This window comes from Mangrovicoccus algicola (assembly GCF_014903745.1).
Taxonomy (GTDB): Bacteria; Pseudomonadota; Alphaproteobacteria; order Rhodobacterales; family Rhodobacteraceae; genus Mangrovicoccus; species Mangrovicoccus algicola.
This window is the reverse complement of the sequence record NZ_JACVXA010000008.1, coordinates 1-23,611: the sequence shown is the minus strand read 5'-3', so window position 1 is coordinate 23,611 and position 23,611 is coordinate 1. Positions and strand designations below refer to the sequence as shown.

24 protein-coding genes and 1 tRNA gene are annotated in these 23,611 nt (G+C 62.5%); 16 read left to right on the top strand and 9 right to left on the bottom strand.

The genetic code is table 11. The annotated features are described in order from the left end of the window. Window positions 1-5: 5 nt before the first annotated feature. From ICN82_RS03945 to ICN82_RS03915, 7 genes are all read right to left on the bottom strand, one after another. Window positions 6-263 carry a hypothetical protein gene (locus tag ICN82_RS03945; RefSeq protein ID WP_193179859.1) on the bottom strand — a complete coding sequence of 86 codons (258 nt, stop codon included), beginning with the start codon at window positions 261-263 and terminating at the stop codon, window positions 6-8. Beyond that, window positions 260-1,810 carry a portal protein gene (locus ICN82_RS03940; RefSeq protein WP_193179857.1) on the bottom strand — a complete coding sequence of 517 codons (1,551 nt, stop codon included), beginning with the start codon at window positions 1,808-1,810 and terminating at the stop codon, window positions 260-262. The genes ICN82_RS03945 and ICN82_RS03940 overlap by 4 nt, the downstream gene beginning before the upstream one ends. Then, window positions 1,807-2,085, bottom strand: coding sequence for a hypothetical protein (locus ICN82_RS03935; protein ID WP_193179855.1), 279 nt, complete (start codon window positions 2,083-2,085; stop codon window positions 1,807-1,809). The genes ICN82_RS03940 and ICN82_RS03935 overlap by 4 nt, the downstream gene beginning before the upstream one ends. 45 nt (window positions 2,086-2,130) lie before the next feature. Further along, complete coding sequence (locus tag ICN82_RS03930) at window positions 2,131-3,714, bottom strand: hypothetical protein (RefSeq protein ID WP_193179854.1); 1,584 nt, start codon at window positions 3,712-3,714, stop codon at window positions 2,131-2,133. A 150-nt stretch (window positions 3,715-3,864) separates the two neighbouring features. Continuing rightward, entirely contained in the window at window positions 3,865-4,023 is a 159-nt protein-coding gene (locus ICN82_RS03925) for a hypothetical protein (protein ID WP_193179853.1), read from the bottom strand. A gap of 1,584 nt (window positions 4,024-5,607) precedes the next feature. Further along, on the bottom strand, window positions 5,608-6,636 hold the full coding sequence (locus ICN82_RS03920; protein ID WP_193179852.1) for a hypothetical protein: 1,029 nt from the start codon (window positions 6,634-6,636) through the stop codon (window positions 5,608-5,610). 594 nt (window positions 6,637-7,230) lie between these two features. Further along, a complete protein-coding gene (locus ICN82_RS03915; RefSeq protein WP_193179851.1) occupies window positions 7,231-7,728 on the bottom strand; it encodes a helix-turn-helix transcriptional regulator in 498 nt (165 codons plus the stop codon). 923 nt (window positions 7,729-8,651) lie between these two features. Between ICN82_RS03915 and ICN82_RS03910 the strand changes: the two genes are divergently transcribed. The 11 genes from ICN82_RS03910 (at window position 8,652) to ICN82_RS21585 (ending at window position 15,910) form a co-directional block, all read left to right on the top strand. Then, a complete protein-coding gene (locus ICN82_RS03910; protein WP_193179850.1) occupies window positions 8,652-8,831 on the top strand; it encodes a hypothetical protein in 180 nt (59 codons plus the stop codon). 1 nt (window position 8,832) lies between these two features. Continuing rightward, the gene (locus tag ICN82_RS03905) at window positions 8,833-9,045 is read left to right on the top strand and encodes a hypothetical protein (RefSeq protein ID WP_193179849.1); all 213 of its coding nucleotides are present in this window, start codon (window positions 8,833-8,835) and stop codon (window positions 9,043-9,045) included. Between the two features lie 67 nt (window positions 9,046-9,112). Continuing rightward, entirely contained in the window at window positions 9,113-9,775 is a 663-nt protein-coding gene (locus ICN82_RS03900; protein ID WP_193179848.1) for a hypothetical protein, read from the top strand. 198 nt (window positions 9,776-9,973) lie between these two features. Beyond that, window positions 9,974-10,105 (top strand): hypothetical protein, encoded by a 132-nt coding sequence (locus tag ICN82_RS21455; RefSeq protein ID WP_269142373.1) that lies wholly within the window; start codon window positions 9,974-9,976, stop codon window positions 10,103-10,105. A gap of 229 nt (window positions 10,106-10,334) precedes the next feature. Beyond that, window positions 10,335-10,643, top strand: a complete 309-nt coding sequence (locus tag ICN82_RS21735; protein ID WP_456238067.1) for a zinc finger domain-containing protein — start codon at window positions 10,335-10,337, stop codon at window positions 10,641-10,643. Window positions 10,644-10,678: 35 nt separating this feature from the next. After that, a complete protein-coding gene (locus ICN82_RS03895; RefSeq protein ID WP_226898276.1) occupies window positions 10,679-11,989 on the top strand; it encodes a class I SAM-dependent methyltransferase in 1,311 nt (436 codons plus the stop codon). Window positions 11,990-12,008: 19 nt separating this feature from the next. Continuing rightward, window positions 12,009-12,332 (top strand): helix-turn-helix domain-containing protein, encoded by a 324-nt coding sequence (locus ICN82_RS03890; RefSeq protein WP_193179844.1) that lies wholly within the window; start codon window positions 12,009-12,011, stop codon window positions 12,330-12,332. Then, window positions 12,329-12,679 (top strand): hypothetical protein, encoded by a 351-nt coding sequence (locus ICN82_RS03885; RefSeq protein ID WP_193179842.1) that lies wholly within the window; start codon window positions 12,329-12,331, stop codon window positions 12,677-12,679. Before ICN82_RS03890 ends, ICN82_RS03885 begins: the two co-directional genes overlap by 4 nt. 77 nt (window positions 12,680-12,756) lie before the next feature. Continuing rightward, window positions 12,757-14,496 carry a ParB/RepB/Spo0J family partition protein gene (locus ICN82_RS03880; protein ID WP_193179840.1) on the top strand — a complete coding sequence of 580 codons (1,740 nt, stop codon included), beginning with the start codon at window positions 12,757-12,759 and terminating at the stop codon, window positions 14,494-14,496. A gap of 144 nt (window positions 14,497-14,640) precedes the next feature. Then, on the top strand, window positions 14,641-14,862 hold the full coding sequence (locus ICN82_RS03875; protein ID WP_193179832.1) for a hypothetical protein: 222 nt from the start codon (window positions 14,641-14,643) through the stop codon (window positions 14,860-14,862). A gap of 10 nt (window positions 14,863-14,872) precedes the next feature. Further along, on the top strand, window positions 14,873-15,910 hold the full coding sequence (locus ICN82_RS21585) for a tyrosine-type recombinase/integrase (protein WP_193179830.1): 1,038 nt from the start codon (window positions 14,873-14,875) through the stop codon (window positions 15,908-15,910). Between the two features lie 123 nt (window positions 15,911-16,033). On the opposite strand, the gene ICN82_RS03865 is transcribed toward ICN82_RS21585, so the two are convergent. Next, a tRNA-Trp gene (locus ICN82_RS03865) sits at window positions 16,034-16,109 on the bottom strand. A gap of 178 nt (window positions 16,110-16,287) precedes the next feature. Beyond that, complete coding sequence (gene ilvD, locus ICN82_RS03860; protein ID WP_193179820.1) at window positions 16,288-18,138, bottom strand: dihydroxy-acid dehydratase; 1,851 nt, start codon at window positions 18,136-18,138, stop codon at window positions 16,288-16,290. Between the two features lie 99 nt (window positions 18,139-18,237). Between ilvD and ICN82_RS03855 the strand changes: the two genes are divergently transcribed. The 5 genes from ICN82_RS03855 to fusA all read left to right on the top strand — a co-directional run bounded on the left by ICN82_RS03855 (window position 18,238) and on the right by fusA (window position 23,475). Further along, complete coding sequence (locus ICN82_RS03855; protein WP_193179818.1) at window positions 18,238-19,152, top strand: LysR family transcriptional regulator; 915 nt, start codon at window positions 18,238-18,240, stop codon at window positions 19,150-19,152. Window positions 19,153-19,249: 97 nt separating this feature from the next. Next, on the top strand, window positions 19,250-20,152 hold the full coding sequence (locus tag ICN82_RS03850; protein WP_193179816.1) for a DMT family transporter: 903 nt from the start codon (window positions 19,250-19,252) through the stop codon (window positions 20,150-20,152). Between the two features lie 314 nt (window positions 20,153-20,466). Beyond that, the gene (gene rpsL, locus ICN82_RS03845; protein ID WP_071673925.1) at window positions 20,467-20,838 is read left to right on the top strand and encodes a 30S ribosomal protein S12; all 372 of its coding nucleotides are present in this window, start codon (window positions 20,467-20,469) and stop codon (window positions 20,836-20,838) included. Window positions 20,839-20,850: 12 nt separating this feature from the next. Then, window positions 20,851-21,321, top strand: a complete 471-nt coding sequence (rpsG, locus tag ICN82_RS03840) for a 30S ribosomal protein S7 (protein ID WP_138469896.1) — start codon at window positions 20,851-20,853, stop codon at window positions 21,319-21,321. A 30-nt stretch (window positions 21,322-21,351) separates the two neighbouring features. Beyond that, window positions 21,352-23,475, top strand: coding sequence for an elongation factor G (fusA, locus tag ICN82_RS03835; RefSeq protein ID WP_193179814.1), 2,124 nt, complete (start codon window positions 21,352-21,354; stop codon window positions 23,473-23,475). Window positions 23,476-23,611: the final 136 nt, after the last annotated feature.

The following is a 23,611-nucleotide window of genomic DNA, read 5'->3' as shown; positions in this document are numbered from 1 at the left end:
GGCTGCTACTCCTTGGGGGTGGTCTTGCGCCGGTAGTCGAGGATCCCGTGAAGGCGGCGCATGCCTTCCAGGTCGCGAAGCTCCGCATCCGAGGCGGAGGGAGGCATCACCACGCTCGCGGTGATCGAGCGCAGGTAATCCATGAGCCGTTCGCCGGCCGGGGTGTTCAGCGCGGCGCGGCAGGTGTCGTTGATCTGCTCATCCTGCGCGGGGCTGCGTGGAATGCCGTCGATGTTGACGGGCTTCTGGGGGCGCTCCCTCATTTGCCGGTCGCCCCCATCTGCTGCATCTGGGCCTGCATCTGCATCATCTGCTGCTGCATCTCCTGCATCGAGCGCGCCATGTCGGCGGGCGTCTTGAAGATCCGCTCATCCAGCCCGTTGCGGGCTTGGAGCCAGGTTTCCAGTTCCTCGGTCTCGTAGGACATGGCCGCCGCCTGCGGGCCGTAGATCTGCGCGCGCAGCGAGAAGTCCTGAATGAGCGCCTGAAGGTCGCGGCCGGACTGCGCTCGCGCCAGCGGGGAGGTGGGCCGGAAGTTCAGCGCCCGCCCGTTCTGGGTGGGAAGCTGGATGTCGCCGCGCTTTTCGAGCAGGTAGAGCGCCCGCCAGATGTAGGGCTGGACGAACTCGTAGAAGATGCGCGAGAAGCCCGCCGCGGTGCGGTGGGCCAGATCGGCCATGCGCTCGGAGACCTCGTAGGCGGTCGCCGGGGTCCGGTTGGGATCCGACAGCATATCGTTGTACATCGCGCGCTTGATGTTCGTGCGCTGATCGCCAAGCACCACATCCTGCATCTGGAAGCTGCCCGTCGCGGCCGCGATCGGCTCAAGCCCGCGCGTCCCGATCTCGCGCGACAGGATCGTGCCCGGCAACAGGCTGATATTGTCGGCGTTGACCGTGCCGTCATTATCGGTCTGGTAGATCCCGGTGATGGCCATGGCCGCGTTTTCCAGCACCAGCTCCACCATCAGGTTCGTGGTGCGCACCGCGCCGAGGCTGCGCATCAGCGGGCCGCGCCCCCAGGTGCCGCCTTCGATCTTGCCCATGCGGAAACTGAGGAACGGATTGGAGCCGCGCCCGGTCAACTCGCGCTTGCAGACGATCTCCTTCGTCTCCTTGACCAGCACGATATGCCAGCTGCGCTCGGTGTCGCGGCTGGTGAAGTCGCGATAGGTGTGCGTCACCAGCGTGACCTTGCGATCCACGTTCTGGCGGATGTCTGCCGCCAGCACCGGGGCCGCGCTGTCGTCGTAATGCTGGCCCAGGATGGCGGGCACGTCCGTCACCGGCACGTCGCGCTGTTCACGGAACTGCCCGCCGATCTGGCCCGCGGGGCCGGTCTCAAGCAGAAGCTCCGTCAGCGGGATCGACTGGTGGTGCAGCCGGTTGCCGCCGAAGCCTTCCTCCACGCAGAGCGTGCCGGTCGACAGCGCAAGGTCCGTCAGGCTTTCGGCCGCCTCGGTGGCGAAGTTGGAGACCCAGATTTCCTCGAACAGATACTGGCAGATTTCCTCAAGGTCACGGTTCACCGCCGCCCGGTCCTTCGGGGCGATCAGGCTCGACGCCTCAAGCTGGATGAACCGCGAGAAGCTGGGGAAGAATCCGGCCTGCATCCGGCTGGCAAATTCCTCCACCGCGTTGGCGCCGGTCTCGTCGTAGATGTCGGCCCAGGCCGGGTCCCAATCGGTCATGTTGAAGCCGCGCCGCCCCGGCATGGTCAGCCGGATAGCATCGTCGAACATGGGTTCGAGGCGCGAGCGCTCGGCCTGCGCCTTGTCCATGCGCTTCAGGATATCGCCTGCATCCCTCACTGGAAGAAGCTCCGCGATCCCATGCCGCCCGAATAGGCGCTGTAGGAGGTGCGCGAGCCGGAGCGGGCATTCGTGCCCATCGTCCGGCGGCGCTCGGCATAGGCGGCCGAGGCCTCCTGCGTGCGCTGCTCCTTGGCCTGCCGGGCCTGAGCCTGCGCCGCTTGCTTGGCCTCCTTGGCCGCTTTCTTCTGCGCCCGGCGCGCGCTGGCCCCGGTCACGGTGTCAACGGCGCCCTTGACCGCCTTCGATACGCTCTTGATTGCTCCGCCGCACATGTCGAGCCTCCTTTTCTGCCGGCTGTTCTTCGGGGTCGGTGCTTGTCAACGGCCAATGCTGAGGATGCGGGAGGTGCGCCGGGCGCGGGCGCCCTGCCTGTGGCGATGGACATTCCCGCCGGTCCCGGCCTGCACCGAGACAGCGCGCTGGCCGCCCTCGGAGCGGATCAGCTTGCGCCCGTAGCCCATGCGCAGGAACATGTATTGCTCGGCATCCGAGACGTGGCTGTAGATCGAGTTCTTGTCGATCGCGTGCCCGTCCTTGAGGTAGCAGTACCCGCCCTTCTTGGCGTTCATCAGGTACGTGCACTTGCGGCTCAGGATATAGCCGGGCCGGCCCTCGACCATCGTGTTGAGCTGGGTCTGCACCGCGCCGGTTCGGATCACCGGATCGTTCGACCAGGCGGGCTCGATGTCGATCCCGTGCTTCTTGAGGATCTTGAAGGCGGTATAGGCCGCGTCCTGCTGGTTGGGCTGGCGGTCATCGCCGCGCGGGTCGCCCGTGAAGCGGAAGCGGTAGCCCGGATACTTCTCGCGGATGTGCCGTGCGAGCAGGATTGCGAATTGCTCCGTCTGGGTGTCGCGCGTCACCACCTCGTCGAAGACGCGCACCTGTCCGCGCACGTCCTGCCCGAAGGCCGCGGCCGGGGTCAGGCCGAAGTCGGCGCCCACGTCGATCACGTATTCCGGATCCGGCTCGATGTCGTCGACCAGATGCGTCAGCTCGTTGAAGCCCGAATAGACCGGGCGCCCGGCGAAGATCCGGCCGACCTTGTTCTGAAGCATGTTCATGATCCAGTCGCGGGTCTGCCCCTGGATCAGCCCCATGTAATAGGTCTTGTCGGTGAACCGGCCGTTCTCGCGGTGGGGGTTCAGCTCGTAGCCATCCAGCTTGCCGTTCTTCCAGACATCGAGAACCGCAGGCGGCTGGGCGAAGAACTCCCAATCGTCGGGCTTGAGCAGCGTCAGGCGATCCTCTTCGGACAGCCAGTCCGGCGCATCGACCTGGCCCGACATGATGGCCCACCAGTGTTCCTCGTCGGGCGCGTTGGTGTCCATGATGATGCAGGCGCGGGTGCAGCCGCCGTCGATCAGGCGCGGGAAGCGCTTCACGCGGGAGATTGCCGCGGTGATGATCTCGCGGGGAAGCTCGCGCGCCTCGTTGAGCCAGATGAAGGTGAACTCGAAGGAGAGCAGCTTCTTCACGTCCTCGGGCCGATCCAGGGCGAGGAACCAGACCTCGGCTTCCACGTCGAAGCCGTCAGGCATGGTGATGTGGATGTCCTGCCGGTACGGCGCGCGCCAGCGCACCCGGCCATACAGATGCTCGGGAAGCCATTCGAGCCACGTCTTCATGGTCGTGGTCTCAAGCTGCGGGGTAGTGTTGCGGATGATCCCGATGCGGCAGCGGCGCTTGCCGGTGCGCTGGCCGTCGAAGACGCCGCGCTCGACCTCCCGCACCGTGGCAGGGTCGAAGCAAGGCTCCTGCGACAGCATGAGGCGCAGGCACTCCATCACGCAGGCGACGGACTTGCCTGAGCCGATGGGGCCTTGCAGCCCGCGCACGAAGGCAGGCGAGCGGAAGAAGTCGCCCATCACCCGGCCGTCGGCGGTGTAGTTGATTGTCATTCGCGTACCCTCCGAAAATCAGAGGGACGCTGTACTTCTCGCTATGACAGAGCAATCCTGTTCAGTCAGGATGAGGAACCAACTTAGGTCGCTTAATTTTACAGCAATCCACGTGCCGCCGGACATCCGGAGAAACGAATGGGCAGCCCGCTAGCCAAGACGCTTGAACTGAAAGGCCGATAGTATCTTGGAGAAAATAGAAGTTCTCAGTTCATCGCTGCCGTCATGGTATTCGTCATCTTGCCACTCTGGCTCATCGGATGGTTCCCGGTACTGCACCACATCGTCATGATACTCGTCGTCGAACATGTCCGGAGATTCCATGTGTTCGAGATGCTCAGGGCGCTTCATCATGATTTGAGTGTAACCGCTCTTCGCGGATTCGCCAATTGAAAGATAATTACTTTAGTAGTTAACTTATTGCGAATGTTAAATATTACTGTTGACAGATATGGATCAATCTGGAGGATTCATCGTGAAGAGTTTTCATCGCCCCGTCGTAGCGATTGCTCGCAGGTGCTTGGATGACATCCCTCGCTCAAAGTTGCCTGCGAGGCTGAGTAACGATTAAGCTCTTCCTGGCGTCGCCATCGCTCTCGTGGCGGCGCCTGTCTAATATTGTTCGCTCAAGTGCTTTCAGTATTGAATGTCAAGACGGACCGACCGTCTCAACTACTTGGATTTACCTTATTCTGAAGAGGATGTTCCAAGTACCTGACTTATCGCGTTCTTAGCCTTTTCTATTCTACTTACAGGTTCGTAATACCCCGGATGTATAAACTTCTTAATTTCTCTAAGCTTTTGTCTGGTTAACTTTCTGTTAAGAAAGTGTGAAGTATCTCGAATTACATCATTTGGTTTTGATATTAACTTCTCATAACTTACCAGCAGTGTGGGGAGTTCCTGTTTGAAAATGAAATCGAAATTGTTTCTTTCGTTTCTTATGTGGATTCTGAGGCTTTCTTCTACGTCACGATTTTCCCGCTCAAGCATACCTGAGGCGTGTGCTGTAGTGTCGCGTGTTACCAAGATAAAACGCGGATTTCGTAGCTGGGGTGTGATTTTGGAGAGATATGCGTGGGGAACAGGATGCTTCCAACCCCAGATGCCACGATCCTTGTTTCGTTGCTCGATGGATCGAAGGATCGCTTGTTTGCCGCGCGAATGGCGGAAGTCTAGATCTTCGAGGTTGATTCCCAGGTCGTCCCCTAAGAAAAGGCCGAGGCGTTGGCACACACCTGCGATAGCAGTAGTCCCTCCGCGGCGCCCGCCAAAAATAACATATGTCTGCTCGGCGCTGTTTCGGGATTCTGCGTTGTCGTAAAGTGATAGCGTAGGAGATGGTGAATCCATAAGAGGCAGCGTTGATCTTATAAGGAACAGAAAAGTTGGCTGTCAGTGGCAGCAAGCACACTACAGTTTAGGGCCTATCGCACCAATACACACTAACGCAAGCCGTTTCTCCGTGCGTTTAGTCTCACACGAGCCAGCTCGTGCCGTTGCATCGGAGTTAGTTTTCTCATTAATTTCTTCGTTGCGCCACGTCGAACCTCTACTCGCCCATTTCGTTCAACGCACCAAAACCCGTGCAAGTCGAACCATCCTGTTCCGATTTTGAATAGGGCGCCGTTGGGTTCAACTCTTAGTATGTATTGGTTTGAAAGGCCGAACTCCCGCGCGGATATTTCTCTTGGTGGCGGAGAAGCCGTAGAGGGTGGAGCTACTCTGTCACCACGAAGGTTGGAGTTGATCGGATTTCCTGAAGTGTGATTTCTTTCACCTTCCAGATATTTTAACGCAGGCTTTTGGAAGAAGGTCATGAGATTGCTCCGATCTGAATTTCTTCATATGGTGCGCTAACCTTCTTCTGGACACTCATGCAATCGGTGTGGGTTATCTACTTAATTTTTCGAATGTGAATGAGGTCTTCAGGTCCGGGAACTTTCGTTTTGCTAGTTCAATGTTCTCGGACTGATAGTAAGCTTGACACGCTTGGGCTACTTCACCGTTGTCAGGCCTCGACGTGCGGTCGCCGATTGCATAAGTGAAATTATTAATCCGTTCGATTACGCCGGTTCGTTTAGACTTTTGCGCAACGTCTTTAGTTGGCAGCCTATTTATTATTCTTGCAATCTCCTCCGAAACCTCAGTGAGTGACGGGTTCTTAATCGGATCAGTGGGTTCGGTATGGTTCTGGGTTGAAATGTTCAACGACGAAAGGGATCTTTCATAGTATGCCCTGAAATTAGTAGTTTGAATCATCTCAAAGGGAACGACGGATACATTCTCTTCTCCAAAGGCCGATTCTAGCTTGTCTACAACTCGAAGCCATGAGAGTTTTCTGAAGTCGACTTTGGCTCTCGTCCAGCCAGAGAATGCAGCCGTCTCTCCTGATCTTTGAAGGCGATGCGCATAACTCGAAGCTAAGAACTTATCTTGCCTCCTGACAGTCAACAAAATTTTCTTGTTTGGAGTCTCCAGTGCCTCAATGAACTTTATCAACCTATCAATCGAGTCAAACCCGTTCCGGTTTCTCTTGGGGCCGGGAATGAATGTGTTCGTCAGCGATTCTTCGCTCACAAGTAGGTTTCTCGTCGAAACGGATTCGAACAACCTGGAGAAGCCCGAGGTATCAATATCCTGTTCTTTTCCATTTATATATTCCATCGCGGATGCGATGTAGCTTTTGCCGCGAATGTCGGATGGGATTCGCAGATCCACGCCGTCTCTGCGCAAGGTCCAGCGGTTTTCCCCTAGCCAGTCTTGAAATGTGGAAGTGGCCGTTTTGGGGCTGCCAATATGAAGAATGAGTGTGTCGAGTTTTCCTGTCGGTCCACCCAAGGGGGTTCTGCGAAGAAGATAGGATCTTACTTGCCGCGCTCTCGATTTTCCAGTTTCGCTCCAAGCGGTGAATGATTTCATGGTGGCCTTAGGTTTTCTTTAGAGGGCGGAATGTCTTCAGTTGAAGATGTTTTTCCGCGATCCTAGTTCTGACGGTGGGTTCTGGGCGCTTGCTTAAAAATTATCAAGAGGTTGGTTCTCTAGGTTCGGCCCATTCACACTCCCAAGGCTAAGGTGCCTTGTTGACCTTGGATGAGAGGTTCGGGTGGCGTCAAGCAGGTCGGCCATTCGACGCTTCCAGTGCTTCGCAGATGGCGATGCAGCGTACGAGGCTTACAGGATTTCGATGTGAGCTAGGATGAACCTCGAAGCTGGATAGAGCAATGTCTGTCAGATGCTCTGGGAGGTCCACCGACATTAGTCTGAAGCGTTGTGCTGTGCCTGCTCGCATCAGCTGGCCACCCAAGCCATCGTCATCCAGGCTGATGATATCCGAATTTATCAGGCGCAAGCTCTCCCCGAAGTTTCCTGTGATGATGATGTGTAGGTCCGGCATGCAAACGATCCTATGTTTCCCGCATTTTATACGCCGGACTGGGGTCACTAGGCGAGCCTAACTTCGTTTTTGCCCCGCCCCCCCCTGCCTGTGTTCTCAAGCAATTCTGCTCTGCTGTACTAGTTGCCTGCCTCGTCTGGCGTGACATCCAGCGTGACCGGCTGTTCAGGCTGACCGATGTTGATCGTGATGCTGGGCGCTGCGTGCCCGGCTCCGCCTGCTGGCTGCTCCGGCTGGTCCAGCTTGAGGCCCGCACGGTCCATCAAGTCTGCTGCTGCTGCCTGCCTTACCGTGTCCGACTTGCTCGTCTGGGCAAGCGCGATCATCGTCTGCAAGCCGATGCGTCCTGCGTCGGTGAGGTGCAGTGTGATTGCTGCTTGAACCCCCATCCTGCCCCTATCCGAGCGAAGGAAGTGCGAGCACGCGGCTCTGCCGGAGTATCCTGCTTGTTCTGCGATCTGCTCGATGTTGAGCGCGGTTGTTGCGCGCAGCGTACATGCGAGGCTTTGTCGAGCATCGAGCGTTTCGCCCTTTGCGGTGGTGATCGGCGTGATTTCATCGAGCGTCGGGAGCGATGCCTGGTCGATGACGGCGGGGGATTTGTGCTGCTGTTTCATGGCTTGCGCGTGATCTTTGCCGCGCATGTGCGTCAAGCATGAGGAATGGCCGGGACCGGAGATATGGCTTTGGTCAGTCGGGCGATCCTTGCTTCGGACTTGCTCTGCTCAGTCCTGCGCCTGCGGATGCCCGCGATGGTGTGGCATTGCCATGCCCCCGGCCCCCCGGAGTAGTAGGGAACACTCCCAGAATTGGGCTCTTGCAATATGGCAATTGTGCAACAGCCTCATCTGCTTCCATCCTGTTGCTCTCTTGCAACGATCTGGCTGATTTGGGCAGATCGGGCCGAGATCATCGTGCCTTGATCCCGGCCCGACCGGGCTCTCGTGCAAGCATGGAGCCCCTTGCGGGTCTCCACCCATTCGGGCTTCGATCCCTTCTGCATCTGCGTCTCGCGCTGATCGACAGGCTCGCCCAGGATCAACCCCGGCTTGCCCACACCTTGCCCACAGGCTCCGCCACCTGAACAGCTCCGCCTATGGACAAGGCATGGACAAGCCTTCTCAGCCTCTTGATGCGCCAGCCCATCGAGCCATGAGATTGCCCGCCTTGCAGGCCGGGAAAGATGCGCTATCGCGCATGATTTCATGGCCATGCAGGGCATGGCGGGAATAATAAAAAAATGAAAAAACAAAACCTGACGGTATTTCATGAGGAATGGAAACCAAGCTCAGGAGATATAGCCATCAATGGATCAAGGCTTTTCATATCACTCGCATAGGCTTTGCGAAGCACGTCATTTCTATGTCGTGAAAAGAATGCATCGCCGTGCAGATGGAAATGAAACGCCATCTGCTAAGAAAACGCGCGTCAGAATGCGCACTATAAGAAACCGGAAACGAGGGATATAAAGGACGGGCAAGGCAGGGGCTGCAACCCCACGCCTCGCCCTAAACCAAACGCTTAGAAGGAACCTAAGCCCATGGCCTTTGATGCCCGTATCAGCGCCCCCGCGCTGGATCAACCCCTGTGCATGGACCTGTCCTGCGAAGACTTTTTGCCGATCGAGGAAAGCTTGATCGACTACGACGACCGGCTTGCCGTCTCGTATCTGGTCAAGAACAGCCAGCCGCCCCACCTCGCCGAAGAGTGGAGCTTCTAAGATGGTCCGCCGCAAGATCACCCGCCAGAAGCGCAACGAGCGCCGCGCCGTGGCTGCAATCCTTGTCCTGGGCATTCCCTTTGCCATCCTCTGCGCAGCCATCGGGACATGGCTCGGGACAAAGGGAATCCTTGGCCTGATCGGCGCGGGCCTCCTGATCGGCGCCATGATCGGCGCGGCGTGGGAAGCCGAGAAGGCGAGCCGCCGGAACTGAACAAAGGGAGCGGCCACCAAGGCCGCCCCGCCCCCACCTGATACCCGAGACACAAGGAACCGAGCCCATGGCATACGATCACATCAACCCCGAAGACATCGCCCACGGCTTCACCGAGACCGGCGGGCACCGCGACGAGCAGGACCGGGCCGACCGGCTGGAGGAATACCGCCAGCGCCGCGCCGAGAGCTACGACGCGACCACCCGCAAGCGCAGCCGTTACATGGCCATCGCCGCCGATGCGTACCAAGACGCCAAGGACCGCAACGCCGGCAACGATGAAGCCGTGCAGGCTATCGCCGTGCTGGCCGCGTGCCTCTACGACCCGAACACCGACTACATCGCCCCGAACGCGAGCGAGGCGAACGCCCTTGCGTTCCAGCAGAAGGGCGCGCTTGGCAACATCGCCAACAATGCCAAATGGATGCTTGAGAGCGCGCAGCAGCGCCGGGACGAGCTGTGGCAGAAATTCGATCAGGTCGAAGCCACGATGGACGGCAGCGAAATCGCCTTGCGCAATCTGGAACGCGTGGTCTCGCAGATCGAACAGACCGAGCAGACCCAGATTCCCGCGTGCGAGGAATACCTCGAAATCGCCAAATCCGCCTATGAAGGCGTAATCGGCGAGAAATGGACGCCCTACGCCAAGAACGCGAAGGACGCCAAGGACCAGAGCCGCGAGGCGATCCTTGCCCGCGTGCAAGCCCTGCGCGGCAAGCCCGCCGCGTGAGGCCCCGCCAGATCGGCCAGCCCCAGCGGCTGGCCCCCGCCCATTGCCCCGCCTGGCACAATCAGGCGGGGCACTTTTCGTCCTGGCGCCGCGCGAAAAAATCGCGCTCGGCCGGGCTGCGCCCGGCCTCGCGGCCTCGGAAAAAGCGCTCCACACGCACAGCAGAACAGCGCTCCACAGCGCAGAAGGTGAATGCAGATGAAGACCGACATCGTTGCGATCAAGGCACCGATGCCGCCGGTATCGCGGCTGCGGATCATGGCTGCGAGCGCATTGCTCTCGCTGGTGATCCTGGGGCTGCGGGCCATCAACCGGATCCTGCGAAGCTGAGCCCACCCCCGGGCCGGTTTTCCACGGAAAAAGCGCTCCACACGCGGAGATTTGAGCATGAAATTATTGAGCGGGGCAGGCATCCCGAACAACTGCCGCATTGGTTGCGCCCCCACCGAAGCGGGACGGATCAACGCCAGCCGGATCGAACGGGCTGGGGCGGCTATAGCCACGCGGGCGGGTGCCTGAACCCCGTCCCTCCTGATTACAGGCTGCGTCAGCCTGCCGCATGATTGCGGAATTGACGATTCACCCCGGCAAAGAACAGCGCGGAATCGAGGGCGGCGACAGACCAGCCCCGAAAGGATGCCTAATGACCAAGACCCGCGATGTGTTGCGCGACCTTCGGGAAGCGCACGCCTCGGCACCTCTCAGCGTGCCGTGCCCTGTGTGCAAATCGGACACCTCGGAGCCGTGCCGGGGGGACCACGGGCGCGAACTCGCTCAGGTTCACCCGGAGCGATGCGCCTTGTGGAAGTCCGCTCCGGACGCCCCCGCGCTGCGCGTCACGCTCCCCACGCCGCCCTGGGCGGCCTGAGCGCCCCACACCACGATCACAGAAGGAAAGCCGCGTTGAACCAGCACGTTGCAATCCGTCGCCTTCCCAGCGACATCATCGACGAGTACGAGGCCAAGCGCGTCAAGCTGGCCTCCGTGCACGCCGGGTTCGAGCAGGCCATCAAAGACCTGAGCATGGCCGTAACCATCGGCGGGCATTATGGCGAGCTTCGCGCTCCGAGCGCGCCGGGCCCGCGCGAAATGGAGAAATCGCTGTTGCTGTCGGCTTGGGCCCAGATGCGCCAAGCCGTGAACTTCGACACCGTGGCCGGGTCCAATGACCGCAAGCGGGCAGACCGGATCATCGCGGAAGCCCCGGCGCTGACGCTGGAAAAGGTCCGCGAGCTATTCGGCGATGCCGTGTCCGATCCCCGCGGCACCGTGCTGAAGGGGCTGGCCGAGGTGTTCTGCAACCTGGATCCGGCCTTCAAATCGCATGACAAGATGAAGGTCGGCGTCAAGGGCCTGCCCAAGCGCGTGATCCTCTCGGGCTTCGGAACGTGGTCCGGCTACGGCCGGGAGAAGGTCCAGGACATCCTGCGCGCCATGGCTGCGCTCGATGCCAAGCCGGAGCCGAGCTTCGAGGATCTGCGCGCGCTGGCCGAGGGCAAGCACGCGACGGCCGAGGATGCCATCCACGGGATCTGGTGCAAGAAATACCAGAACGGCAACGCGCATGTCTATTTCGCGCCCGAGACCCTGCTGACCGTCAACCGCGCTCTGGCCGAGTATTACGGCGAGGTGCTGGCGGACAGTCCCGAGGCAGCGGCCGAGAAGGCCAAGGCAACCGGCACGGCCGTCTCGAAGGACCTGCAATTCTACCCGACCCCGCAGCCTGTGATCGACACCCTCATGCGCGAATATGGCGACATGACCGGCCGTCGGGTGCTGGAACCGTCCTGCGGCACCGGCAACATCATGGACGCCATGCGGGCCACGGGCGCCATGGTTCTCGGGATCGAGGTCCATGCAGGCCGCGCGGCCGAGGCGCGGGCCAAGGGCCATCGCGTGCATGTGGCCAACTTCCTTCAGGTGCCTGCGCCCGACAAGGACAGCGATCGCTATGACGCGGTGGTCATGAACCCGCCCTTCGCGGGCAAGCACTATGCCAAGCACGTGCTTCACGCGATCAAGTTCCTCAAGCCCGGCGGCGTGCTGCGAGCAATCCTGCCTTACACGGCGCGCGAGCATGGCCTTCTGCCCGCGCCGAAGAGCAACCGCTACGGCTGGAATGATGCCTGGAAGGATCTGCCCATTGGCAGTTTCCGGGCCTCCGGAACCGGCGTGAACACCGTGATCTACACCTACACCGCTCCGAGCGGCTGAACCCCTCCGAGGAAACCTGATGCCCTATGACCGCAACGGGATCGGCCACGCGCCGACCGATACCAGCGCCGCGACCGCCGCGATGCTGGGAAAGCAGCGCCCCACACACCTGCGCGACCGGGTGATGGCGGCCCTGAGCAGAGCCGAGGGCCCGCTGACCGCCGACGAGATCGCCGAGCGCATCGGCGTGGACTTCATGTCCATCCGCCCGCGCCTGACCGAGCTGAAGGCCAAGAAGCGCGTGCGCGACAGCGGCGAGCGCGGCCCCAGCCGCAGCGGCCGACCCAGCATCAAATGGCAGATCGCCAAGGACAACGCCAGAGAACGGAAGCTTCCCAAGTGAACCTGCAAGACATCATCACCGCCTGCAACGAGATCGCGGCCAAGATCGAGGCCAAGGGCTGGACCCGCGCCGAGTGCCGTCTGACGAGCGGCAAGTGGGACCATGCCACCCTGACCCTTCATGCCGCCGCGCATGACACGGATCGCATGATCTTCCCCGTGCACAGCAATCACGTGTTCGGCGAGGATCCGCACGAGGTTCTCGCCGAAATGTCCGCCTGGGCCGATGCGCTGCCCGAAATGCCTACCCCCGAGGCGAAAGCGGCTGCGAAGTTCGCCCGTGCCGTGGCCGATGCCCGCGCCGCCGGGATCGACCCGAACAGCATGATGATGTCCGCGGCCGAGTGAACGTCGCGCTGATCCATGTCCTGCCGCTTGCCGCCTGCCTCGTGCTGGCGGCGATCCTTCAATCCTGAGAGAGAGCCATGAAGCACGAAGCTTTCGACATCACCCACTTCCCCATCGCCCGGCTGCACGTCGCGCCCGAGAACCCGCGCAGCGACGACACGGTAGATCCCGTGCTGGTCGACCAGTTGGCCGACAGCATCGCCGAGAACGGCGTGCTGGTGCCGCTGATCGCCTATGAGCATGAGGGGCAGGCCCTGGCCGTCTCCGGCGGGCGGCGCGCCCGGGCGCTCCACAAGCTGGTGGACACTGGCGTCTTCGACGGCGGACACATGGTCCCGGTGCGGCTGGTCCCGCAGGATCAGGCCCGCGACATGGGCGCCACCGAGCAGATCACCCAGCAGCGCCTGTCGGATCGCGATGAACTGATGGTCTACAACAGCCCGGCGTTCCGCTCGATGTCGGATGGCGAGATCGCGCGCAGGCTGGGCAAGTCCGTGACGGCGGTGAAGCAGCGCCGCGCGGTGCACCAGCTGCCCGAGGACGTGCTTACGCTGGTCCTGGATGGATCGCTGAGCATCGATCAAGGCTATGGCCTGACCTATTTCCACGAAGACGAAGACGCCATGCGCGAAATGGTGTCCGTCTGCATGTCCCGGCCCGGCATGGACCTGAACGACATCCGCGATGCCTTCAAGCGCTCGCGGGCGGACTGGTCGAAGTCGGCCAAGGCCGCGCTGACGACGAAGGAAGCCTATCTCGCGGCGGGCGGGCGCCTTCAGGAAGACCTGTTCGCCGATACGAGCTTCATCCTGACCCCCTCGGTTCTGGACAGCTTGGCCCACATTGCTGGCGAGGAACGCATCGAGGCGGACTATCCCGATGCCGCCTTCATCCGCTATTGCGACGATCTGTATGGGTCGGCATCCCCGCAAATGCACCCGGGCGTTGATCGGCTGACCGATGACGAGCGGGCCGAGTGGGCGGAGATCCGCTGGGATCGCTACCGGCACGACGAAGAGGCTGAACCCGAGTGGTTTGCCCGATATTCGGAACTGTCCGAGCGTGCAGAGAAGTTCCACCCGCCGGAGCTTGTGGAGCTTCTGGGAGTGTGCTGGACCTTCGGCTTCTCGGCTGACAAGCCTCTGAATGTGCGGGAAAACTGCCTTCCTGACGACCTGGAGCCGCTTTATCAAGGCGGGTGGTTGATGCGCCCGGAACCTGTGAGCGATATGTTGCAGGAAGGCAACGAAGCGGAAAATGTGAAACTTCCCGCAAAAGTTGCGCAACAAATCGGCGAAATACGCGTTCATTGTCTCCGCATGTTGCTGGCCAAGAAGCCCGACCGGGTGCTGGCGATGTTTGCAGAACAGCTCGCAAACCCGTCTTTCTCGTATTCGCAGACCCTTTTCCATCGGGACGACCGCGATATCGTCTCTGCTGATGGGGTGCAGGAGTATGTAAGGCAGTCCCCCGACTGGGTAAAAATTGCTTCAATCGACGCAACCAAAGAGAGTGTTGACTCAACGACACCTTCCAACCACCGGAAAATACTCGCGAAACAGCTCCTTGACCGACTTTCCCTTGCGTCTGTAAACCGCCTTCCAGAAGCGCAGGAGGCGCTTCTGAGCTTTGCCCAGTTTACGGAGGATTTCTTCGAGGGCTACAAAAAGCCCCATCTGATCGAGATGATCCAGGCGCATGTTCCGGCCGACAAGCTGGCCGATGTCTCCTTGGACAAGTTGCCGAAGAAGCAACTGGCCATCCGCGCGTGCGAAGCGTGCGAAAACGGCAAGGTATTCTTGCCGTTGGGATTCTGACACTTGCGCCTGCTCTAAGATGACCCTAGGTGTTGCCAATGATCGTGGAATGTTCACGGTTATTAGGCAACTCAAAGGGGGAGACTTCGGTCGCCCCCCTTTTTTTCTGGGGTCTCCCCCTTTGACGTTGCCAAGGAACTATCCATGAAATCCACCATAGCCAAGGTCGTGACAGAAGCGATCATGAATGCCCAGGTGCAGCACGTGAACACGGTCGAGATCCGCGATTGCTCCGTGGTCTTCCATATGCGTGACGGGACCGCTATCGCGAAACCTTCCGCAGCGGAGGCTGACATCAACACATGGCTGAAGAAGTATGACACGTCCAGCGAAGGGCATTCACCGCGTAAGCAAGCGGCTCGCTGACGGGTCGAGCGTGGTCTACCACTACGCATGGAGAGGGGGGCCGCGCTTCTGGTCCTCCGCCGATGATCTGGCCCTTAACGGGCCGGATTACTGGAAGGCGTACCGGGAGGCGTGCGAGACCCGCAGCGCGTCCCGCGGCCGGTTCCGCGAGGTGATCCGGGCCTTCCTTGCCAGCCGCGAATATGCGGCCCTGGCCCCACGCACCAAGAAGGATTACTCGGTCAGCATTTACCACGAGCGCGGGATTGACGCCGAGTTCGGGGATGCGGTGATCGAGATGTTCGACCTGCCGCAGATCCGGCGCGTGGTCTACGGCTGGCGCGATCGCTTCGAGAGCGCCAAGGTTGCCGACACCCGCGCGGGCCATCTGGTGGCCATCGTCAATTGGGCGGTGGACAAGAGCTGGATCAAGGCGAACCACCTGTCGGGCATGTCCAAGCTGTACTCTGCCGACCGGTCCGACATTATCTGGACGCCTGCCGAGCTGGACCTGTTCCTGCACGGCGACGCCAAGCGCTCCATAGGCCCTGCGCCGCGCTGGCTGGCCCGCCTGATGATTACGGCAACGGAGACGGGCCTTCGCCCCGGCGATTTGCACACGCTCTCCCTGAGCCATTTTCAGGCCACGGGGAAGGGGCAGCGCATCGTGATCCGCACGGCCAAGCGCAAGCGCATCGTGTCGATCCCGGTCACGCCCCGGATGCAGGCCATCCTGGACGAGACCCCCGGCGACACGCCCGAAGGCAGGATCCTGCTCAACGGGCGGGGCCAGCCCTACAAATCCCAGAACGACATGGGGCAGGCGGTCAGCCGCCGCCGGGATGAATGCAAGATCCGCGAAACCGAGGATGTTGCAAAAAGGCCACGGCTCTACGATGCGCGCGGCACGGCGGCCACCCGGCTGTTCGAGGCCGATGCGAGCCTGCGCGAGATCGCCACGCACATGGGTTGGTCGATTCAGCACGCTGCGAAGATGATCGAGACCTATGTGGCCCTGTCGCCTGACGCGGCGGATGGGCTTTTGGACAAGCTGGCAAGGAGCCTGTGACGCGCGATATTCCGGCCGAGGTGTAAACCGGATTGGTAAACCGGGCTGTAAACCGGCGATCCAGAGAAGTTCTCCACAGAAAATTTCCGAAGGTTTTTCGCTTTTTTTTCAGCGCCTTGGAAGTGGCAGGGGCAGCAGGGTTCGAACCCGCGACCTACGGTTTTGGAGACCGTCGCTCTACCAGCTGAGCTATACCCCTGTGCGCGGCCGGGAGATCCTGTCTCCGGTCCGCATCCGGGCGATGGCCGGGGCCATCTCCTACGGTGGCCCTATCTGGTGCAGAGGGCGGGTGAGTGCAAGCGGATTCTGCCGGGATTTCCGAAAAAATCCGCCCGCACGGGGGGTGCCGCCGGGCAGGGCGCGCCGGCGGCACCGGGTCAGCGCCGGTCCAGCTGGGTGACGTCGCGGACGGCGCCCTTCGCGGCGGAGGTGGTCAGCGCGGCATAGGCCTTCAGCGCGGCCGAGACCTTGCGCGTGCGCTTTTCCTCGGGCGTCCAGCCCTTCTCGTCGCGGGCCAGGCGGCGGGCGGCCAGGGTCGCGTCATCCACGGCCAGCTGGATCCGCCGGTTGGGGATGTCGATCTCGATCCGGTCGCCCTCCTCGACAAGCCCGATCGTGCCGCCCTCGGCCGCCTCGGGCGAGACATGGCCGATGGACAGCCCTGAGGATCCGCCCGAGAAGCGGCCGTCCGTGACCAGCGCGCAGGCCTTCCCCAGCCCCTTCGATTTCAGGTAGGAGGTCGGGTACAGCATTTCCTGCATCCCCGGCCCGCCGCGCGGACCCTCGTAGCGGATCAGCACCACGTCGCCTTCCTTCACCTTGTTGGTCAGGATCGCCGAGACGGCGCTGTCCTGCGATTCGAAGATGCGCGCGGGGCCGTTGAAGACCAGGATCGACTCGTCGACGCCGGCCGTCTTCACGATGCAGCCATCCTCGGCGAGGTTGCCGTAGAGCACCGCCAGCCCGCCATCCTTGGAAAACGCGTGTTCGGCATCGCGGATCACGCCGCCCTGGCGGTCCATGTCCAGCGTGTCATAGCGGCGGTTCTGCGAGAAGGCGACCTGTGTCGGGACCCCGCCCGGCGCGGCACGGTAGAAGTCGTGCACCGTCTCGGAATTGGTCCGCGTCACGTCCCAGCGGTCCAGCGCATGGGCAAGCGATTCCGCGTGGACGGAGCCGACGGAGGTGTCCAGCAGTCCGGCGCGGTCCAGCTCGCCCAGGATCGACATGATCCCGCCGGCGCGATGGACATCTTCCATGTGCACATCGGCCTTGGCGGGCGCCACCTTGCACAGGACCGGCACGTTGCGGCTGAGCTGGTCGATGGTGGACATGTCGAAATCGACCTCGCCCTCGACCGCGGCGGCCAGCAGGTGCAGCACGGTGTTGGTGGATCCGCCCATGGCGATGTCCAGCGTCATGGCGTTCTTGAACGCGGGCAGGCTGGCGATGGAGCGCGGCAGCACCGAGGCGTCATTCTGCTCGTAATAGCGCCGGGCCAGGTCGACGATCAGGTGGCCCGCCTCGACGAACAGCCTCTGGCGGTCCGCATGGGTGGCCAGGGTCGAGCCGTTGCCGGGCAGCGAAAGTCCCAGCGCCTCGGTCAGGCAGTTCATCGAGTTCGCCGTGAACATGCCCGAGCAGGACCCGCAGGTCGGGCAGGCAGAGCGCTCGATCGTCTGCACCTGCTCGTCGGTATAGCTGTCATCGGCGGCGGCAACCATCGCGTCCACGAGGTCCAGCGCCTGTTCGCGGCCGTCTTCCCAGGTGACCTTGCCGGCCTCCATCGGCCCGCCCGACACGAAGACCACGGGGATGTTCAGCCGCATCGCGGCCATCAGCATGCCGGGGGTGATCTTGTCGCAATTGGAGATGCAGACCATCGCGTCGGCGCAATGGGCGTTGACCATGTATTCCGTGCTGTCGGCGATGATCTCGCGCGAGGGCAGCGAATACAGCATCCCGTCATGACCCATGGCGATGCCGTCATCGACCGCGATCGTGTTGAATTCCTTGGCCACGCCCCCGGCCTTCTCGACCTCGCGGGCGACCATCTGGCCAAGGTCCTTCAGGTGGACATGGCCCGGCACGAACTGGGTGAAGCTGTTGACGATGGCGATGATCGGCTTGCCGAAATCGTCATCCGTCATGCCCGTGGCGCGCCAGAGGCCGCGGGCCCCTGCCATGTTGCGGCCATGGGTACTGGTTCTCGAACGATACAGGGGCATCGAACCCTCCCTTGGAAATGGTCGGGCGACCGTATCAGCCTGTGAAAGCGGAGTGAAATATATTATTGTGCGCCTATTGGGTCGATAAGGATATGACTGATGGATCTGCGGCCGCTCCGCCATTTCGCCGCCGTCGCCGAGGAGCTGCATTTCGGCCGGGCCGCCGACCGTCTCGGCATGACGCAGCCGCCCCTGAGCCAGTCGATCCAGGCGCTGGAGCGGCGGCTGGGCGCACCGCTTTTCGCGCGGACCCGGCGGAGCGTCGCGCTGACGCCCTTCGGGGCGGCATGGCTGCCGCAGGTGCAGGCGGCGCTGGCGGCGGTGGAGGCGCTGGAACCGGCGGCGGAGCGGATCCTCGGCGGGCAGTCCGGGCGGCTGGAGCTCTCTTTCGTCTCCACCGCCGACTACTCCATCCTGCCGCGGCTGGTGCACCGGTTCCGCGATCTCTACCCGGAGGTGGAGCTGGCGCTGAGCGAGGCGACCACCGACCGGCAGGTGGCGGCGCTGGCCGAGGGCAGGGGGCAGGCGGGGATCGTCATCCTGCAGGGGGGCGGCCTGCTCCCGGAGGGGTTCAGCTATCTGCGGCTGCTGCGCGAGCCGCTGATCGCGGCGGTCCCCGAGACATGGATCACGCAGGGGCGGCTGGTGCCCGCGGCGGGGCGGCTTGCCCCTGCCGCCGTGACCGCGGCGCCGCTGATCCTGTTCCCGCGCCGGGCCGCGCCGTATTTCCACGATCTGGTGACCGGCTATTACGAGGATCGCGGCGCCCGCCCGCGGGTGGTCCAGCACGCGATCCAGATGCAGACCATCATCAGCCTGGTCTCGGCGGGGATGGGCATCGCGCTGGTGCCCGGGTCGCTGCGGTCGCTGGCGCGGGCCGGCGTGCGCTATCTGGACCTGGGCGAGGATCCGCCGCATCTGGAAACCGGCCTGATCTGGCGGCGCGACGATCCGGCGCCGGTGCTGCGGAATTTCCTGCGCGTGGTGGCCGACGAGGCGGATGCGCCGCGCTGAGCCCGGCGAAATGCCGGGCGGCCCATTGCCGGGCGCGGGCAGATGTGCTTCACGGGCCCTACCCGACGCCCCGCGCCGCCGTGAAAGTTCCAGACAGATGACGAGTTCCTCCGAGAATATCCGCGGTGCGGTGCTGATGGCCGCCTGCATGGGCGCCTTCGCCACCAATGACGCGCTGATGCGCTCCGTCGCCGGAGAGCTTCCGGTGTCCCAGGCGATCTTCCTGCGCGGCGCGGTGGCCTGCATCCTGCTGCTGGTCATCCTCCTTGTGACGCGCCGGTCGCTGCCCCTGCCCGGCAGGGACGCGCGCCGCACGATCCTGGTGCGCTCGGCCGCGGAGGCCGGGACCGGCACCGCGGTGGTGGTCGCGCTCAATCACATGCCGCTGGCGGTGTTCTCGGCGGTGGGGCAGGCGGCGCCGCTGAGCGTGACCCTGGCCGGGGCGCTGTTCCTGCGCGAGCCGATCGGCTGGCGCAGGCTGACGGCGATCTTCGCGGGCTTCCTGGGGGTGCTGGTCATCATCCGCCCCGGCACGGACGGGTTCTCGGCCTGGAGCCTGGTGGCGCTGCTGGCCGTGGCCTTCCTGACCCTGCGCGACCTGGCCTCGCGGCAGATCCCCGCCGCCATCCCGCCGACCATCCCGGCCTTCTGCGGCGCGCTGGCCACCACCGCGATGGCCGTCCTCTGGGGCTGCTTCGTCGACTGGCAGCCGGTGCCGCCGCGGGTTCTGGCGGTTCTGGCCGTGGCGGGGGTCAGCCTTGTCCTGGCCTACCTGCTGGCGATCCAGTCGATGCGCGCGGGCGAGCTGAGCTTCGTGGCACCCTTCCGGTATACGGGGCTGCTCTGGGCAATCTCGATCGGCGTGATCTTCCTGGGGGAGGGGCTCGACATCTATACAGTCACCGGCTCGGCCATCGTGGTCGCCGCGGGGGGGTATTCGCTGTGGCGCGAGATCCGGCTGCGGCGTCTGCAGGCAAGACCCGTGATTCCGCGCCCCTGAATCGGGCGCATCCGGCGGCCGGCGGCAAGGGCCGGGCAGGGCGGCGGGCTGCTGTTGACAACCCCTGCGACTCTGCATATACGCCGCCCAATCGCGACGGGATAACTGTATCCTGACGCATCTCAAGATCTTAAGTGGTCAAGATCCGGGCCCTGAAAAGCCCCGATCCTCTGAGGACCCACCACGGCGTACCCCATGCTGGGACGGCGTGGTTTTTGCGCTTTGTCCGGGTCCCGGGCTCGGCGTCTCAGGGGCCTACGCACGGCAGGTGCGCGAGAGACGAAGAAAATGTGCAAAGCGGAGAGATACCCGGCATGCCAACGATCCAACAGCTGATCCGCAAACCGCGGCAGCCCAAAGTGAAACGCTCCAAGTCGCAGCACCTGGAGTCGTGCCCCCAGAAGCGCGGCGTCTGCACGCGCGTCTACACCACCACGCCGAAGAAGCCGAACTCGGCAATGCGGAAGGTGGCCAAGGTGCGTCTCACCAACGGCTACGAGGTGATCAGCTACATCCCGGGTGAAAGCCACAACCTGCAGGAACACTCCGTGGTCCTGATCCGTGGCGGCCGGGTGAAGGACCTTCCCGGCGTCCGGTACCACATCCTTCGCGGCGTCCTGGATACCCAGGGTGTCAAGGACCGTCGGCAGCGCCGTTCGAAATATGGCGCGAAGCGCCCGAAATAAGGAGAGACGCAAATGTCCCGTCGTCACGCTGCTGAAAAACGTGAAGTCCTGCCTGACGCCAAGTATGGCGACAAGGTTCTGACCAAGTTCATGAACAACCTCATGGTGGATGGCAAGAAATCCACCGCCGAGCGTATCGTCTACAACGCCTTCGACCGCGTCGAGGCGAAGACGAAGAAGTCGCCGGTCGAGGTCTTCCACGAGGCCATGGACAACATCAAGCCCTCCGTCGAGGTCCGGTCCCGCCGGGTCGGCGGTGCGACCTACCAGGTTCCGGTCGAGGTCCGTCCCGAGCGCCGCGAGGCGCTGGCCATCCGCTGGCTGATCGCCGCCGCCCGCAACCGCAACGAGAACACCATGGAAGAGCGTCTGGCAGGGGAACTTGTTGACGCACTGAATTCCCGTGGCACTGCGGTTAAGAAGCGCGAAGACACGCACAAGATGGCCGACGCCAACAAGGCGTTCAGCCACTATCGCTGGTAACCTATAGACTCCGCCTGAAGGACATCCCCCATGGCACGCGACTACCCTCTTCAGCGGTACCGGAACTTCGGTATCATGGCCCATATCGACGCGGGCAAGACCACGACGTCGGAACGGATCCTGTTCTACACCGGCAAGTCCCACAATATCGGTGAAGTGCACGACGGTGCCGCGACCATGGACTGGATGGAGCAGGAGCAGGAACGGGGGATCACGATCACCTCGGCTGCGACGACCACCTTCTGGCAGCGTCAGGAAGAACCCACCGCAGAAGGGACTTCGGACACGAAGTACCGCTTCAACATCATCGACACCCCCGGCCACGTCGACTTCACCATCGAAGTCGAGCGTTCGCTGGCGGTGCTCGACGGTGCTGTCTGCGTGCTCGATGCCAACGCAGGCGTCGAGCCCCAGACCGAGACCGTCTGGCGCCAGGCTGACCGCTACAAGGTTCCGCGGATCGTGTTCGTCAACAAGATGGACAAGATCGGCGCCGACTTCTTCAACTGCCACCGGATGATCGAGGACCGCACCGGCGCGCGCGCCGTTCCCGTCGGCATCCCGATCGGCGCCGAGAACGAGCTCGAAGGCCTGCTCGACCTGGTGCTGATGAAGGAGTGGCTCTGGAAGGGCGACGACCTCGGCGCATCCTGGACCCTCGAGGACATCCGTCCCGAGCTGCAGGACCAGGCCGACGAGTGGCGCGGCAAGATGATCGAAGCCGCCGTCGAAATGGACGACGAGTGGATGGAGAAGTATCTCGAGGGCGAAGAGCCCGACGTGGATACCCTCCGCAAGCTGCTCCGCAAGGGCTGCCTCGAAATGGCATTCGTCCCGATGCTGGGCGGTTCCGCGTTCAAGAACAAGGGTGTGCAGCCGCTGCTGAACGCCGTGATCGACTTCCTGCCGAGCCCGCTCGACGTGGTCGACTACATGGGCTTCAAGCCCGGTGACGAAGAGGAAGTCCGCAACATCGCGCGCCGCGCCGATGACGACATGCCTTTCGCCGGCCTGGCCTTCAAGATCATGAACGACCCCTTCGTCGGCTCGCTGACCTTCACCCGGATCTATTCCGGCGTGATGAAGAAGGGCGACCAGATCCTCAATGCGACCAAGGGCAAGCGCGAGCGCGTCGGCCGCATGATGATGATGCACTCGAACAACCGCGAGGAGATCGAGGAAGCCTTCGCCGGCGACATCATCGCGCTGGCGGGCCTGAAGGACACCACCACCGGCGACACGCTCTGCGACGCCAAGGAACCGGTCGTCCTGGAAACCATGACCTTCCCCGAGCCGGTGATCGAGATCGCCGTCGAGCCGAAGACCAAGGCCGACCAGGAGAAGATGTCCCAGGGCCTCGCGCGGCTGGCCGCCGAAGACCCGTCCTTCCGCGTCGAAACCGACCTGGAGTCGGGCCAGACCATCATGAAGGGCATGGGCGAACTTCACCTCGACATCCTCGTCGACCGCCTCAAGCGGGAGTTCAAGGTCGAGGCGAATATCGGTGCGCCGCAGGTGGCCTATCGCGAAACCATCAGCCACGAAGCCGAAGTGGACTACACCCACAAGAAGCAGTCGGGCGGTTCGGGCCAGTTCGCGCGCGTCAAGATGGTCATCACCCCGACCGAGGCCGGCGAAGGGTTCTCCTTCGAATCCAAGATCGTCGGTGGCTCGGTGCCGAAGGAATACATCCCCGGCGTCGAGAAGGGCATCAAGTCGGTCATGGACTCCGGTCCGCTGGCGGGCTTCCCGGTGATCGACTTCAAGGTCTCGCTGATCGACGGTGCGTTCCATGACGTCGACTCCTCGGTCCTGGCCTTCGAAATCGCCGCCCGTGCCGCGATGCGCGAAGGTCTGCGCAAGGCCGGCGCGAAGCTGCTGGAGCCGATGATGAAGGTCGAGGTGATCACGCCGGAGGAATATACCGGTTCGATCATCGGCGACCTGACCTCGCGGCGCGGACAGGTCTCCGGCCAGGAGAACCGCGGCAACGCCATCGCGATCGACGCCTTCGTGCCGCTGGCGAACATGTTCGGCTACATCAACACGCTGCGTTCCATGTCCTCGGGCCGCGCGCAGTTCACGATGCAGTTCGACCATTACGACCCGGTGCCGTCGAACATCTCCGACGAAATCCAGGCGAAATACGCCTGATCTGGCGGCGGGCCCTGCGGCCCGCCCTGCCACCCATCCGTAGGGTGAGCCGCGCGCTCACCGCCAGGAAAGAAAACAGGAGGCCATTATGGCAAAGGCAAAGTTTGAGCGTAACAAGCCGCACGTGAACATCGGC

Coding starts and splice junctions, on each gene's coding strand:
- ICN82_RS03850 (WP_193179816.1), top strand. CDS start 19,250: ATGACGAGTTCCTCCGAGAATATCCGCGGTGCGGTGCTGATGGCCGCC.
- ICN82_RS21735 (WP_456238067.1), top strand. CDS start 10,335: ATGATTGCGGAATTGACGATTCACCCCGGCAAAGAACAGCGCGGAATC.
- rpsG (WP_138469896.1), top strand. CDS start 20,851: ATGTCCCGTCGTCACGCTGCTGAAAAACGTGAAGTCCTGCCTGACGCC.
- ICN82_RS03920 (WP_193179852.1), bottom strand. CDS start 6,636: ATGAAATCATTCACCGCTTGGAGCGAAACTGGAAAATCGAGAGCGCGG.
- ICN82_RS03900 (WP_193179848.1), top strand. CDS start 9,113: ATGGCATACGATCACATCAACCCCGAAGACATCGCCCACGGCTTCACC.
- rpsL (WP_071673925.1), top strand. CDS start 20,467: ATGCCAACGATCCAACAGCTGATCCGCAAACCGCGGCAGCCCAAAGTG.
- ilvD (WP_193179820.1), bottom strand. CDS start 18,138: ATGCCCCTGTATCGTTCGAGAACCAGTACCCATGGCCGCAACATGGCA.
- ICN82_RS03905 (WP_193179849.1), top strand. CDS start 8,833: ATGGTCCGCCGCAAGATCACCCGCCAGAAGCGCAACGAGCGCCGCGCC.
- ICN82_RS03875 (WP_193179832.1), top strand. CDS start 14,641: ATGAAATCCACCATAGCCAAGGTCGTGACAGAAGCGATCATGAATGCC.
- ICN82_RS03880 (WP_193179840.1), top strand. CDS start 12,757: ATGAAGCACGAAGCTTTCGACATCACCCACTTCCCCATCGCCCGGCTG.
- ICN82_RS03945 (WP_193179859.1), bottom strand. CDS start 263: ATGAGGGAGCGCCCCCAGAAGCCCGTCAACATCGACGGCATTCCACGC.
- fusA (WP_193179814.1), top strand. CDS start 21,352: ATGGCACGCGACTACCCTCTTCAGCGGTACCGGAACTTCGGTATCATG.
- ICN82_RS03935 (WP_193179855.1), bottom strand. CDS start 2,085: ATGTGCGGCGGAGCAATCAAGAGCGTATCGAAGGCGGTCAAGGGCGCC.
- ICN82_RS21455 (WP_269142373.1), top strand. CDS start 9,974: ATGAAGACCGACATCGTTGCGATCAAGGCACCGATGCCGCCGGTATCG.
- ICN82_RS03910 (WP_193179850.1), top strand. CDS start 8,652: ATGGCCTTTGATGCCCGTATCAGCGCCCCCGCGCTGGATCAACCCCTG.
- ICN82_RS03925 (WP_193179853.1), bottom strand. CDS start 4,023: ATGTTCGACGACGAGTATCATGACGATGTGGTGCAGTACCGGGAACCA.
- ICN82_RS03915 (WP_193179851.1), bottom strand. CDS start 7,728: ATGAAACAGCAGCACAAATCCCCCGCCGTCATCGACCAGGCATCGCTC.
- ICN82_RS03930 (WP_193179854.1), bottom strand. CDS start 3,714: ATGACAATCAACTACACCGCCGACGGCCGGGTGATGGGCGACTTCTTC.
- ICN82_RS03890 (WP_193179844.1), top strand. CDS start 12,009: ATGCCCTATGACCGCAACGGGATCGGCCACGCGCCGACCGATACCAGC.
- ICN82_RS03855 (WP_193179818.1), top strand. CDS start 18,238: ATGGATCTGCGGCCGCTCCGCCATTTCGCCGCCGTCGCCGAGGAGCTG.